Source organism: Curtobacterium sp. PhB170, assembly GCF_003752345.1.
In the GTDB taxonomy this organism is placed as follows: domain Bacteria; phylum Actinomycetota; class Actinomycetes; order Actinomycetales; family Microbacteriaceae; genus Curtobacterium.
Genome location: NZ_RJUM01000008.1, coordinates 277,470 through 289,688, shown reverse-complemented (window position 1 = coordinate 289,688; position 12,219 = coordinate 277,470). Strand labels below are relative to the sequence as shown.

Annotated in this window: 13 protein-coding genes; 3 read left to right on the top strand and 10 right to left on the bottom strand. The window is 71.2% G+C overall.

Annotated elements, in window-relative coordinates; all coding sequences use genetic code 11:
- Positions 1–9: 9 nt before the first annotated feature.
- Positions 10–795 carry an SDR family oxidoreductase gene (locus EDF40_RS01920; RefSeq protein ID WP_123340131.1) on the top strand — a complete coding sequence of 262 codons (786 nt, stop codon included), beginning with the start codon at positions 10–12 and terminating at the stop codon, positions 793–795.
- A gap of 112 nt (positions 796–907) precedes the next feature.
- On the opposite strand, the gene EDF40_RS01915 is transcribed toward EDF40_RS01920, so the two are convergent.
- From EDF40_RS01915 to EDF40_RS01890, 6 genes are all read right to left on the bottom strand, one after another.
- Positions 908–1,792, bottom strand: a complete 885-nt coding sequence (locus EDF40_RS01915) for a VOC family protein (protein WP_123340130.1) — start codon at positions 1,790–1,792, stop codon at positions 908–910.
- Between the two features lie 254 nt (positions 1,793–2,046).
- Positions 2,047–3,138: a hypothetical protein gene (locus EDF40_RS01910; RefSeq protein ID WP_148053856.1), complete on the bottom strand. Its 1,092-nt coding sequence runs from the start codon at positions 3,136–3,138 to the stop codon at positions 2,047–2,049.
- Entirely contained in the window at positions 3,135–3,716 is a 582-nt protein-coding gene (locus EDF40_RS01905; protein WP_221180472.1) for an ATP-binding cassette domain-containing protein, read from the bottom strand. The genes EDF40_RS01910 and EDF40_RS01905 overlap by 4 nt, the downstream gene beginning before the upstream one ends.
- An 11-nt stretch (positions 3,717–3,727) precedes the next feature.
- Positions 3,728–4,771, bottom strand: a complete 1,044-nt coding sequence (locus EDF40_RS01900; protein WP_123340127.1) for a peptidoglycan-binding protein — start codon at positions 4,769–4,771, stop codon at positions 3,728–3,730.
- A complete protein-coding gene (locus EDF40_RS01895; protein ID WP_148053855.1) occupies positions 4,771–5,298 on the bottom strand; it encodes a hypothetical protein in 528 nt (175 codons plus the stop codon). The genes EDF40_RS01900 and EDF40_RS01895 overlap by 1 nt, the downstream gene beginning before the upstream one ends.
- Before the next feature lie 80 nt (positions 5,299–5,378).
- Positions 5,379–5,660 carry a hypothetical protein gene (locus EDF40_RS01890; RefSeq protein WP_123340125.1) on the bottom strand — a complete coding sequence of 94 codons (282 nt, stop codon included), beginning with the start codon at positions 5,658–5,660 and terminating at the stop codon, positions 5,379–5,381.
- A gap of 104 nt (positions 5,661–5,764) precedes the next feature.
- Here EDF40_RS01890 and EDF40_RS01885 point away from each other — a divergent pair, with 104 nt between their 5' ends.
- Complete coding sequence (locus EDF40_RS01885; RefSeq protein ID WP_185002670.1) at positions 5,765–6,331, top strand: GNAT family N-acetyltransferase; 567 nt, start codon at positions 5,765–5,767, stop codon at positions 6,329–6,331.
- Between the two features lie 99 nt (positions 6,332–6,430).
- On the opposite strand, the gene EDF40_RS01880 is transcribed toward EDF40_RS01885, so the two are convergent.
- Together EDF40_RS01880 and EDF40_RS01875 are read right to left on the bottom strand one after the other, a co-directional pair.
- A complete protein-coding gene (locus EDF40_RS01880; protein WP_123340123.1) occupies positions 6,431–7,960 on the bottom strand; it encodes a catalase in 1,530 nt (509 codons plus the stop codon).
- A gap of 50 nt (positions 7,961–8,010) precedes the next feature.
- On the bottom strand, positions 8,011–8,541 hold the full coding sequence (locus tag EDF40_RS01875) for a Fur family transcriptional regulator (RefSeq protein WP_260213225.1): 531 nt from the start codon (positions 8,539–8,541) through the stop codon (positions 8,011–8,013).
- Between the two features lie 217 nt (positions 8,542–8,758).
- Here EDF40_RS01875 and EDF40_RS01870 point away from each other — a divergent pair, with 217 nt between their 5' ends.
- Positions 8,759–9,577, top strand: coding sequence for a cytochrome c oxidase assembly protein (locus tag EDF40_RS01870; RefSeq protein WP_123340122.1), 819 nt, complete (start codon positions 8,759–8,761; stop codon positions 9,575–9,577).
- A 238-nt stretch (positions 9,578–9,815) separates the two neighbouring features.
- Here the strand turns inward: EDF40_RS01870 and EDF40_RS01865 are convergent, their stop codons facing one another.
- Complete coding sequence (locus tag EDF40_RS01865) at positions 9,816–11,465, bottom strand: DHA2 family efflux MFS transporter permease subunit (protein WP_123293635.1); 1,650 nt, start codon at positions 11,463–11,465, stop codon at positions 9,816–9,818.
- Entirely contained in the window at positions 11,462–12,076 is a 615-nt protein-coding gene (locus tag EDF40_RS01860) for a PadR family transcriptional regulator (RefSeq protein ID WP_111085590.1), read from the bottom strand. Before EDF40_RS01860 ends, EDF40_RS01865 begins: the two co-directional genes overlap by 4 nt.
- Positions 12,077–12,219 lie beyond the last annotated feature (143 nt).

The following is a 12,219-nucleotide window of genomic DNA, read 5'->3' as shown; positions in this document are numbered from 1 at the left end:
GAGGCCCGTATGACGTCCGCACGACCACTCGCCCTGGTGACCGGCGTGGGCCGCAGAGCCGGCATCGGCGCGGCGCTCGCCACCCGTCTGGCGACCGACGGCTGGGACCTGGCCATCTCGTGGTGGGGCCCGTACGACGACCGCGTGAGCGGTGGGGCGGATCCCGACGGGGTCGAATCCGTCGTGCAGGAGTGCGAGTCGGTGGGTGCACGCGTGACGCGCCTCCCGGTCGACCTGGAGGACCCGGACCAGGCGGCCGCCCTGGTCGGCCGCGCCGAGACCGAGGCGGGCGCCCCCGTCACCGCCCTGGTGATGTCGCACTGCGAATCGGTCGACTCGGACGTCCGCACCACGACGGTCGAGTCGTGGGACCGGCACTTCGCGGTCAACGCCCGCGCGCCGTTCCTGCTCGTGCAGGCGTACGCGGCCGCACTCGAACGCGCTGGCGACGCCGCACCGCGGGACCGCCGGCGGATCGTCGCGCTGACGAGCGACCACATCGCGTACAACCTGCCGTACGGGGCGTCGAAGGGGGCGCTCGACCGCCTCGTGTTCGGTGCCGCGAAGGAGCTCGGCGGCCTCGGCGTCAGCGCGAACGTCGTGAACCCCGGCCCGAACGACACCGGGTGGATGTCCGACGACGTCAAGCGCTGGGCGGTCGAGGGCACGCCGCTCGGTCGGCTCGGACGACCGTCGGACACCGCTGCACTCGTCGGGTTCCTCTGCTCGGAGCAGGGGCGCTGGGTGAACGGGCAGCTGCTGACGTCGGACGGCGGGATCTCGAACCGCGCGTGACCCGCGCGGTCGGCAGTCGGCGCCGAGTCTCGGGGTCAGCGACACTTCTCGTGGCTGCGGGAGCGAGAACAGTCGCTCTGCCCGAGTCTCGGCCGCCCCGCGGCGGACCGCGTCAGCCGCGACCGGGCGCGGTCACCTCGATGCGGTTCGCCCACGGGTCCTCGAACGCGACCGTCCGGCCGTCGTCGGCGGTCTGCACCCCGGTGTCGTGCATGCGTGCGACGAGGGCACCGAGGTCGTCCGACCCGGGCACCTCGATCCGCACGAGCCCCAGCCCGAGCGCGAGCTGACGGCGCCCGGCCCCGCGGGAGTTCCAGGTGTTCATCGCCATGTGGTGGTGGTACCCGCCGGCGCTGACGAACAGGGCCTCGCCCCACCCGGCCGTCGTCGCGAAGCCGAGCTTGTCGACGTAGAAGTCCTTCGCGCTGGCGACGTCGCCGACCGACAGGTGCACGTGGCCGACCCGACCCGGCGCGTTCGGCGCGGACTCCACCGCGTCGGCCGTCAGGTGCTCCTGCAGGAACGCGTTCGGGTCGACGTACTTCGTGTCCATGTCGACCATGCCGTGCGTCCACGACCACTCCGTGCGGTCGCGGTCCCAGTACAGCTCGACGCCGTTGCCCTCGGGATCGGTGAAGTAGAACGCGTTGCTCACCAGGTGGTCGGCGCTGCCGGTGAAGGTCTGCGGGAACTTCGTCGCGACCGAGTACAGCGCGGCGGCCAGGTCGGCCCGCGTGTCGAACAGGATCGCGGTGTGGAACAGGCCGGCGTCGTGCGGGCCGGCGTGCTGCATCGACGGCGCGTGCTCGAGGATCACGATCGGGATCGCCAGGCCACCGGCGCCCGGTCGCCCCAGCACGGCGACACCGCCCTCGTTCGAGAGCAGCGCGAGCTGGACGCCGTCGCGGTAGTAGCCGATCATCCGGTCGAGGTTCGCGACGCGGAGGGTGACGGCACCCATCCCGGTGTCGGCGGCGAGGAGGTCCTGCGTGTGCATGGCACCAGTGTGCGCCCATTTGGTTGACGCGTCAACCAAATGGGCGTCGGTCGCCTACGCCAGAGCGACAGATCCACGCGACCCCGGTGCGAGGTGTCCGCCAAAGCGACAGATCTCCGCGAACAGTTCGCGGCGATCTGTCGCTTTGGCGGACGGGGCGCGCAACGGACGGGGCGCGCAGCGAACGGGGCGCGCAACGGACGGGGCGCGCAGCGGACGGGAGGCCCGGTGCGTGTCCGCCCCGCCGGCCGCGGTCAGCGGGAGCGGAAGTAGCGGTGCAGCGCGCGCTCGCGGATCGCAGCCGCGGCGAGCGCCCCACCGAGCAGCGCGCCCACGAGCCCGAGGGACGCGATCGCGATCGCCTCGCGCACGATCGGCAGTGCGTCGTCGACGTCGAGGCCACGCACCGACACCACCGCGACGCTCGTCGCGACCAGGGCCCCGACCGATCCCCAGACCACGTGCTGCAGGACGATGCCGAGGACCTGCGCGCTCCGCGGTACCCCGACGTGCCGGTCGGAGGCCAGGGCGAGCCGGCGCCGTGCGACCGCTGCCGCGCCGATCGTCAGCCCCACGAGGGCCGCTGCACCGAACGGGACGAGCACTGGCTGCTGCACCGCGGGGGTGAAGACCGCGCCCAGGGTCGGGTTGAGCTGCCCGGCGGTCGGTCGGTCTTCGCCCTCGGCCCCGCTCGCCGGCAGGACGGTGCGCCGGAGCATCGAGACCGTGTCGTCGCGCTGCGGCCACACCGTCACCCAGCAGGCGTCGAACGGCGACCCGTCGTCCACCGTCGGCGCGAGGACCGCGTACTCCAGGTCGGGGTCCCGGCCGTCGTCGGGGTGGTCGTACACACCGGCGATTCCGGTGCCCGCGCCGCCCACCGTCGCGAGGCGATCGCCGGCAGCAAGCCCCAGGGTCTCGTGCACCGTGGGCGAGATGATCACTCCCGCGGCCCCGTCGGCAGCCGAGCCGCCGAGCAAGCCACGCACCCCGGCGGTCACCTCGTAGGTCGGGATCGCCGAGCCCGGCAGCGCGGCGGGGACGACTCCGGCGTCGAGGCGCCGGAGCGCACCGGACGCGATGACCCCTTCGGCATCCGCGAGGGCATCGCACACGCGGCCGTCGATCCGGCCCTCGGCCCGCTGGACGGTCGTCGCCGCACCGCTCGCGACGAACTCCGCAGCAGCCCGGACGTCATCGGCGACCGCTGCGGCGCGCAGGCCAACGACACCACTGAGCAGCACCGCGAGGACGACAGCGGCCGTGGCTGCCCATGAAGCTCCGGAGGCGATGTCGCGCCACGCCTCCCGCCAGACCTCGGTCACCTGCATCCGCCGAGGGCTCATCGGTACCGCCCGAGGTCGAGCACTCCGTCGCAGGCGTCACGGGTTGCGTCGTCGTGCGTGGCGACGACGACGACCGTCCCCGCCGCGGCGAGCGCACCGATCCCACGGTTCACCTCGATCGCGGTCGCCCGGTCGAGTTGCGCCGTCGGCTCGTCGACCAGCATCAGACCCGGCGCACTCGCGATCGCGCGCGCGAGCATCAGGCGTTGCGCCTCGCCACCGGACAGTTCGGCGAACCGCGCGTGCGCTCGCGAGCCGAGCCCGAAGCGCTCGAGGACCTCGAGTGCCCGGACGTCTGCGGTCCGACGATCCGCGCCCTGGGCGACGAACGGCAGCGCGACGTGGTCGAGCACGCGGCGGCGGGCAACCCCGTGCGGGTTCTGGAACACCCAGAGCGGCCGACAGCCCGGCGGACGGACGGCGGCGCCGCGCGTCGGACGGAGCATCCCGGCGAGGATCGCGAGCAGCGTTGACTTGCCGGAGCCGCTCGGCCCGACGACCGCGGTCACGCTTCCCTCGGCGAAGGTGCGGTCGACGCGGTCGAACAGCACGGTGCCGTTCGGCCAGACGTGCCCCACGCCCTCGAGCGTCACCGACACGAGCTGGACCGGTCCGGCGCGGCACGGATCCGGTCGAGCGTTCGTCCGCCGGGCACCCGGACGAACGACTGCCCGAGTTCCGACCCGAGGACCTCGACCCGGAGCGACCGCCCCGTCGTCGGTTGCAGGCACGCCCGGTCACCCTCGAGGTCCCAGAGGGCCGTCGGTGGCACCATCTGGACCGTTCGTGGCTGGCTGAGCGCCCACGTCGCGGCCACCGTCGGTGTGCCGTCGGCCGAAGCGACCGTCGCCGCGTACTCCGGCAGGGCGGTGATCGTGGAGAGGGCCGTCGGCGACGAGACCACCCCGGCGGCGTCGATCGGGACGTCGGCGTTCCCGATCCGCAGCACGCGCTCCCCCGGCGCCGGATCGACCGGGAGCGCCTCGATGCGCGCACCGCGGAGTTCGGCCGGGAGTTCGACGAGGACACCGTCGGCGCCGACCGCTGCCCCGACGACGGCCACGCACGCCAGGACGGTGTTCTCGGCGGCTGGCACCCATGCGAACGGGTCCCGCGGCACGACGCCGTCGGGCAGGTCGTCGCGGTCGACGCCTCGGTCGACCAGGAACTGCTGCGCAGCGTGGAGCGTGCCCGGGCCGAGGACGCCGTCGATGCTCAGTCCGGCACCGAGGCGCGTGAGTTCCCGCTGCAACCCCGTGACGTCGGCCCCGCGGTCGCCGAGCTCGAGGTCGCGCCACAGCGGCTCGTCACTGGCGAGCGCGATCACCGGACGCCCGTCGACCCGCGCGAGGACGTCCCCACTCCGCACGGGTACCCCGGTCGAGCACGTCGACGTCGTCACCGTGCCGGTCCGCGACGTCACGACCGCCCGTGGGGCACCGGTGTCGAGTGCGAGCTGCACCTGTCGCTCATCGGCATCGGAGCGCTCGGTCACCCGGACGGTGCTCGCGGGGGCCGCCGTCCGGAGTGCAGCCGGGACCTCGGCCGGCACAGCGACCACGATGGCAGCGGCCGTCGCCGCCGCGACCACCATCGCCCCGAGTGACAGGAGCGCGGCAGACGGGAAGCGCATCACTGCCGCCAGAGCCCGAGCGGGTCGACACGGCACTGGATCGCAGCGTCGCTCGTCTCGTCGAACGGGAACGTGTCGGCGTCGTAGTCCTTCCGCCACTGCCGCTCGGTGTAGTCCTTTCCCACCAAGCCGGAATCCCGCAGGCAGGGAACCGTGATCTTCGCGTCATCGAGACGTTGAGGATTCCGGCGCGTCTCCTCGAAGAGCTGTGTGACGTACTCGTCGGCGGTCTCCTCGCATTTTCGGAGGATCGGGTCCGAGCGCTCGAAGAAGTCGTCGGGGTAGCGCCCATCGAGTGATTCGAGGCCGAATCCGCCGTCCGGGTCGTAGTCGATCCGCAGTCCGGAGTCCGCGAGGCACCGACTCACGCGGTCGTGCGCGGCCTCGAGCTCCGCAGCGGTCACATCACCGTCAGCGAGGATCCTGAACTCGAAGTCCGACACACCGTCATCGAGCGCGGCTCGGAACTCTTCAGCCCACGGCCCCGCCGATTCAAGGGCTACCTCCGACGACATCGTGGTCTCCACAGCGCTGCTACAGCCAGACAGGACGAGGACCGCGGTGGCCGCGACGCACACAGCGGCACGGCCACCGAACAGATGGCGCACTACCGCGCCGTCATGCCGTACGAGACGACGTTCGCCCAACACAGCTTCTGCGCCGAGATGTGCCCCTTCCCCACCCAGGCCCCGTACTTCGAGGACGCGTTCCTGATCGCGTTCCAGTGCCGCGCGCCGTTGCCACACGAGTTGTTCTTCCCCTTGGTCAGCGTCACCGACCCGTAGCACGCAGCACTCGCCTCCGGCGCCGTCGCGGTGTCGACCGCGATCCCACCGCCCACGACACTCCCCAACACGACCGCACCCAGCACGACGTTCTTGATCGACATCGATCTCCCCTTTCGTTGCGACATCACCCCGATGTCACCGTTAACGTATTACCGGTCAGTACGCGAGCGCAACGACCATCACCACATCCGTGCAGGATGGACGCGTGACTGATGACATCCAGTGGGAGGTGGTCGAGGAGAGCTCCCTCTCGCTCCCGGACCACGAAGCGATCGCAGCACTGCTCGCGCAGGCGTTCCCGGACTGGTCCCACTGGTACGTGGGCGGCCGCAGCTGGTCCGGCATGCAGCCCGAACGCCGGGTCCTGGCCCGTGACCAAGGCGGCGTCGTCCTGGCGCACGTCGGGATCCGCCGCATGTTCATCACGGTCGGCGGGCGCGACGTCCTGGTCGGTGACACCGGCCTCGTCGCCGTGTCGCCCAGGCTCCAAGGATCGGGCAAGGGCCGGGAACTCATGGAGCGCACGCACGCCGTGCTCGACGGGCTCGCGGTGCCGTACGGCTTCCTCGGCGCGGGCGAGAACCGCATCCCCTTCTACGCGAAGCTCGGCTGGCACGAGTTCCCCGAGGTCGTCGGCACCTTCTCGGCGTTCACCGCCGAGGGCGCCGGTATCACGAACACCGAGCAGGGCGGCTGGATGGTGCGGCCGGTGGCCGCAGCCCTGGAGGACTGGCCGGCCGGCCCGATCTGGCTGAACGGGCAAGAGGTCTAGAACGCAACGACAGACGGACGGGAGGCCCGGTGCCAGCTGGCACCGTGCCTCCCGTCCGTCAGGTGGTGGACCGGGGCTCACGCCCCCGCGTCCACCGGACTACGCCTCGACCGCAACCGTCTCCGGGTCCTCGTTCGAACCCGGCGCGCTCGGCACGACCGCGGCGCGCACGCGCGCACCGAGGTCGGCGTCGACGTTCGTCCAGTACGCGAACACGCGCTCGCGCAGGTCGTCGCGCGTCACCTTCGAGACGTGACCGGCGATGTTGCCGACCAGGCGCTCACGGGCGGCGTCGTCGAGGACCTCTCGGACGAGCGTGCCGGCCTGACCGAAGTCGTCGTCCTCCGGGTGCAGGGTCGCGGCGGAACGCTGCAGCGCGCCGTCGGACTCCCAGCCGGGCACGTCGTCGGTCGCGGTCGGGTCGGCGTGTGCGCCACCGAGCGAGTTCGGCGCGTACACGGGCACCTCGGACTTCTGGAAGTCGAAGCGCATCGCGCCGTCCTTCGAGTACGAGTGCACCTCGTTCTTCGGGGCGTTGACCGGCAGCTGCGCGTGGTTGGTGCCGACGCGGTAGCGGTGGGCGTCCGCGTAGCTGAAGATGCGCGCGAGGAGCATCTTGTCCGGGCTGGCAGCGATGCCGGGAACGAAGTTCGAGGGGGCGAAGGTCGCCTGCTCGATCTCGGCGAAGTAGTTCTCCGGGTTGCGGTTGAGCTCCATCGTGCCGACCTCGATGAGCGGGTAGTCCGCGTGCGGCCACACCTTCGTCAGGTCGAACGGGTTGAAGCGGTAGCTCGCGGCGTCCTCGTAGGGCATGACCTGCACCTTGAGCGTCCAACGCGGGTGGTCGCCGCGCTCGATCGCAGCGTGCAGATCGCGGATGTGGAAGTCCGCGTCCTCGCCGGCGATGCGGTCGGCATCCTCCTGCGTCAGGGTCTTGTGGCCCTGCTCGGTGATGAAGTGGTACTTCACCCAGAAGCGCTCGCCCTCGGCGTTGATCCACTGGTAGGTGTGCGAGCCGAAGCCGTCCATCTCACGCCACGACGCGGGCAGGCCGCGGTCGCCCATCAGCCACGTGACCTGGTGCGCCGACTCGGGCGACAGGGTCCAGAAGTCCCACTGCATGTCGTGGTCGCGCAGGTGCGAGCCGGGCAGGCGCTTCTGCGAGCGGATGAAGTCGGGGAACTTGATTCCGTCGCGGATGAAGAAGACGGGGGTGTTGTTGCCGACGAGGTCGTAGTTGCCCTCGGACGTGTAGAACTTCAGCGCGAAACCGCGGGGGTCGCGCCACGTGTCGGGCGAACCCTGCTCACCGGCGACGGACGAGAAGCGCGTGAGCATCTCGGTCTGCTGGCCCGGCTGCAGGAACGCGGCGCGGGTGTACTTGCTGACGTCCTGCGTGACGGTGAAGGTACCGAAGGCACCGCCGCCCTTCGCGTGGACGACACGCTCCGGCACGCGCTCGCGGTTGAACTGGGCGAGCTTCTCGACCAGGTAGTGGTCGTGCAGCGCGAGGGGGCCGTCGGCCCCGACGCCCATCGAGTGCTCGTCGCTCGAGACGGGAGCGCCGGAGTTGGTGGTCGTGGTGGGGGTGCCGGCCGGCTGGCCGGGCGTCGTGTTCTGGTCGGACACGGTTCCTCCTTGGGTGGAACGGTTGGTTCGGTCAGGGGTGCTCGGGTGGTTCAGGGGACGCGCGGGGCGCCGGACTCGTCTGCGCTTGGGCTTGCGCTTGGTGCGCCGGCGTCGCTGGCTGCGTCATCGCCGGCGTCGCTGGCCGCGTCATCGCCCGCGTCGTCGCGCTCGGCCGCGGCGCACCGCTCGCAGATGCCCCAGTAGGTGACCTCGGCGGTGGTGACGGCGAAGCCGTGCGCGTCCGACGGGGTCAGGCAAGGCGAGTGCCCGACGGCGCAGTCGACGTCCTCGATCGCGCCGCACAGGGTGCAGACGATGTGGTGGTGGTTGTCACCGGTGCGTCGCTCGTACCGAGCGGGGCTGCCGGCCGGCTCGATGCGTCGGACGAGGCCGACGCCGGTCAGCGCGGCGAGCACCCCGTACACGGCCTGGTGGCTGGTCGTCGGGAGTTCCGCCGTGAGCGCCGTGACGATGTCGTCGGCGGTGGCGTGCGGCATCGATTCGGTGGCCCGCAGCACCGCGAGTCGCGGCGTCGTGACCCGGAGGCCCGAGGTGCGGAGCAGATCGGCGTCGGCGTCCATGCTGAGCCTTTCTTTTGCAGGAATCAAGACAACACGTTCACTGTACACCAGCGCCTCCCCTCGTCCTGAAACGGTTCTCACCGTTCGGGGCCACTCGGGCCTGCACCGGCACACGCGCCGGGCAGAGGATGGCGGCAGGCCGATCCCCTGGAGGCACCCGACGCCGTCGACACCCGAGTTCTGGAGCACCTGGCGGTTCGATCCCCTGTCCGCGGTGATGATCGCGGTCGCGGCGGTCGCCTACGGCTGGTGGGTCGTCGCCGCCGCACGTCGCGGCGCACGCTGGCCCTGGTGGCGCACCCTCGCCTTCGTCGCCGCGCTGGTGCTGTTCGGGATCCTGCAGTTCGGCATCGTCGGCGTGTACGACCAGCAGCTCCGGTGGGCGTTCGTGCTGCGGTCCGCTCTGCTCTTCTTCGCGGTCCCCACCTTCGCCGCGCTCGGTTCGCCCGTCTCGTTGCTCCGGACAGGAGGCCCGGATCGCCTCGCGCACGCCGCCGACGCCGCCATGCGGTCGCGTCCAGTGCGCCTGCTCGGCAACGCGATCGTGGCGCCGCTCGTCGCCCTCGTCCTGTTCGGCCTGTTGCTGACACCGTTCGCGGCGACCCTGCGCGAATCGTCCGTCTGGGCCGTCGTGATCACGGTGACGGTCCCGATGCTCGGGTTCGGGTTGCTCGCTCCACTGTCGGAACCCGGGGTGCTGCGGTCGTCGACGTTCGTCACCGCGGAGTTCCTGCTCGCCTTCGTGGAGCTGATGATCGACGCGGTGCCGGGCATCGTGCTCCGGATCACGAACCACGTGCTCGACGGGTCGGTGGTGCAGGCCGTGGGGCAGCCGTGGTTCCCGTCGCCGCTGCGCGATCAGCACCTGGCGGGCGACCTGCTGTGGTTCATCGCCGAGGTGGCCGACATCCCCGTGCTCATCTCGCTGTTCATCCGGTGGCAGCGGACCGATCGCCGCGAGGCCCACGCCGTCGACGCCCTGACCGACGAGCAGATCGACGAGTTGACGCGGGAGCACCTGCAGCGCCGGGGTTGAGCGCGCGGGCGGGGCGCCGACCCCGAACGACGACGTCGATGTCGTACGACGTCGAGGGTGTCGCACCCCCGCGGCCGCAACGGTTGCAGACGCGGGACTGCGACGAACCCGTTGTCGTACGACGTCGAGGGTGTCGCACCCCCGCGGCCGCAACGACTGCGCCCGGACCCCGCCCCGGAAGCACGCAGACCCCGGGCCGCTCGTGGGAGCAGCCCGGGGCCCGGGTGGTCGGCGCGGGTCAGGCGTCGGCGTGCTTGCCGTGGTGGTCGATGGCGGCGAGCTCGGCCTCGGCAGTCGCCGGAGCAGCGGCCGCAGCGTGCACGCCGTGCTCGGTCGGCTTCGCGTCGCCCTCGGCCGGCGCAGTGCCCTCCGCGTCGGGCTGCGCGGTCACGCCACCGGTCTGCTGCCAGGCGACGGTCTGCTTCGGCTTCGCCAGGAACAGCGCCGCCACGATCGCCGCGATGAGCACGATCGCCGGCAGGAACAGCGACTCACCCATGGCGCGCGAGAACGGCTCGAGCAGGAACCCGGGCAGTCCGCCGACCTGCTGCTCGGCACCACCGGCGGAGGTCCCACCGGTCGAGGCCGGGAAGTTCGCGGTGATCCGGGCCTCCATCAGCGCGGCGATGCCGGCTGAACCGAGCACGGCACCGATCTGGCGCGTGGTGTTGTAGACGCCCGAGCCGGCACCGGCCAGCTTCGGTGGCAGATTGCGCGTCGCCGAGACGGACAGCGGACCCCACATGCAGGCGTTGGCGATGCCGAGGAGCGCGCTCGGCAGGAGCACCCATCCCCAGTCGGCACTCGACGAGAGGAGAGCGCCGAACCAGAACAGCCCGGCTGAGAAGCACGCGAGACCGAATGCGGCGACCCAGCGCGGGTTCCACCGGTTGAGGTTCTTGCCGACGAGCGGTGCGAGACCGGCGGACAGCACGGCCTGCGGCACGAGGAGCAGTGCCGCCTGGGTCGGCGAGAACCGCAGGACGTCCTGCGCCCAGAGCATGATCGGCAGCGCGAACGAGGCGATCGCGACACCGACGGCCGTGATGGCGACGTTGGCCAGGGTGAAGTTGCGGTCCTTGAACAGGCCGAGGGGCAGCAGCGGCTCGCCCTTCTGCACGCCCTGCCAGACGACGAACCCGGCGAGCACCACGAGCCCGACGATGATGAGCGACCACACCGAGATCGGTCCGGCGATGGTGCCCCAGTCGTAGGTCTCGCCTTCCTGGATGCCGAAGACGAGCAGGAACAGTCCCGCTGCGGACAGGAAGATGCCGAGGTAGTCGAAGCGGTGCCCGTGGCGGTCGAACGACGGCACGAAGCGCTGCGCGAGCACGAACGCCACGACACCGACGGGGACGTTCACGAAGAAGATCCACTCCCAGCCGAAGCCGTCGACGAGCAGGCCGCCGACGATCGGGCCGACGAGCGAGGCGACACCGGCTACGGCGCCCCAGAGGCCCATCGCGGCACCGCGGTTCTGCGGCGGGAAGATGCGCGTGATGACGGACATCGTCTGCGGGCTCATCATCGCGGCGCCGAGGCCCTGCACGACGCGGGCCACGATGAGCATCTCGATCGACCCGGCCAGACCGCACCAGAGGCTGGCGAGCGTGAACACCACGAGGCCGATCTGGTACATGACCTTCGGGCCGAAGCGGTCACCGAGGCGGCCGGTGATGAGCAGCGGCACGGCGTAGGCGAGCAGGTACGCGCTCGTCACCCAGATCACGGAGTTGATGTCCGCGTCGAGCTTCTGGGCGATGGTGGGGGTGGCGACCGACACGATGGTCGAGTCGACGAGGATCATGAAGAAGCCGACGACGAGCGCCCAGAGGGCGGGCCACGGCTTCTTCTCGGTCGTCCGCGGAGGCGTGACGGTGGTCATCGAGTGGTGTCCTTGCTGTTCGTGGGGAAGTCAGTGTCTGTGGGGACGGCCGGGCCGTCCCAGGGGAGGTCGCCGCTGGCGATGCGGTCGACGGTGGTGCTGAGCCACTCGATCTGCGCGGCGAGCATCGCACGGACGTACGACACGTCGAGCCAGTACCGCTCGGTCAGCTGCTTGGCCTGCACGCGCTGGAGTGCCTGGTCGTAGTCGTCGCGCTCCTGTTCGAGTGCGACGATCCGGGCCCGGACGGCATCGACCGCCTCGGTGTGCGGCAGGTTCTCGAGCACGGAGAGAGCCAGGTGGAACTCCGGGTACTCGTCCGCGGGCTCCGCCACCATGCGGCGGAGGCCGTCCGCGAGTGCTGCGCGGCCGGCGTCGGTGATCGTGTAGGTGGTGCGTTCCGGCCGGTTGCCGTCGCGGTCGGTGCCCACGACCTCGGCGAACCCGAGCTCGGCGAGGCGGCCGACCTGGTGGTACAGGGTGCCCGGGCGGACCTTGACGTTCCGCTCCTCCTGCCGGTGGACCATCGTCTGGAACATCTCGTACGGGTGCATCGGTGCCTCGTTCAGCAGGTCGAGCGCGGCGAACGCGAGGGGCGTGAGCGACGCCATGCGGGCCTCCTGACGGATCGATGCGGCAGTCTTCCGACTGGACTATTCGACTTCGAATATACGGAGTCGAACACAGGTGAGCAAACGCACAGCACGTTCTCCACAGGAGGCCCGGATCCGTCCCGGCGTGTCGCGCGCGCCCC

What these genes read in the sequence shown, in the direction of transcription:
- EDF40_RS01900 (WP_123340127.1), bottom strand. Translation starts at nt 4,771, where the DNA reads ATGCGCTTCCCGTCTGCCGCGCTCCTGTCACTCGGGGCGATGGTGGTC.
- EDF40_RS01910 (WP_148053856.1), bottom strand. Translation starts at nt 3,138, where the DNA reads ATGAGCCCTCGGCGGATGCAGGTGACCGAGGTCTGGCGGGAGGCGTGG.
- EDF40_RS01875 (WP_260213225.1), bottom strand. Translation starts at nt 8,541, where the DNA reads ATGGACGCCGACGCCGATCTGCTCCGCACCTCGGGCCTCCGGGTCACG.
- EDF40_RS01860 (WP_111085590.1), bottom strand. Translation starts at nt 12,076, where the DNA reads ATGGCGTCGCTCACGCCCCTCGCGTTCGCCGCGCTCGACCTGCTGAAC.
- EDF40_RS01915 (WP_123340130.1), bottom strand. Translation starts at nt 1,792, where the DNA reads ATGCACACGCAGGACCTCCTCGCCGCCGACACCGGGATGGGTGCCGTC.
- EDF40_RS01865 (WP_123293635.1), bottom strand. Translation starts at nt 11,465, where the DNA reads ATGACCACCGTCACGCCTCCGCGGACGACCGAGAAGAAGCCGTGGCCC.
- EDF40_RS01890 (WP_123340125.1), bottom strand. Translation starts at nt 5,660, where the DNA reads ATGTCGATCAAGAACGTCGTGCTGGGTGCGGTCGTGTTGGGGAGTGTC.
- EDF40_RS01920 (WP_123340131.1), top strand. Translation starts at nt 10, where the DNA reads ATGACGTCCGCACGACCACTCGCCCTGGTGACCGGCGTGGGCCGCAGA.
- EDF40_RS01870 (WP_123340122.1), top strand. Translation starts at nt 8,759, where the DNA reads ATGATCGCGGTCGCGGCGGTCGCCTACGGCTGGTGGGTCGTCGCCGCC.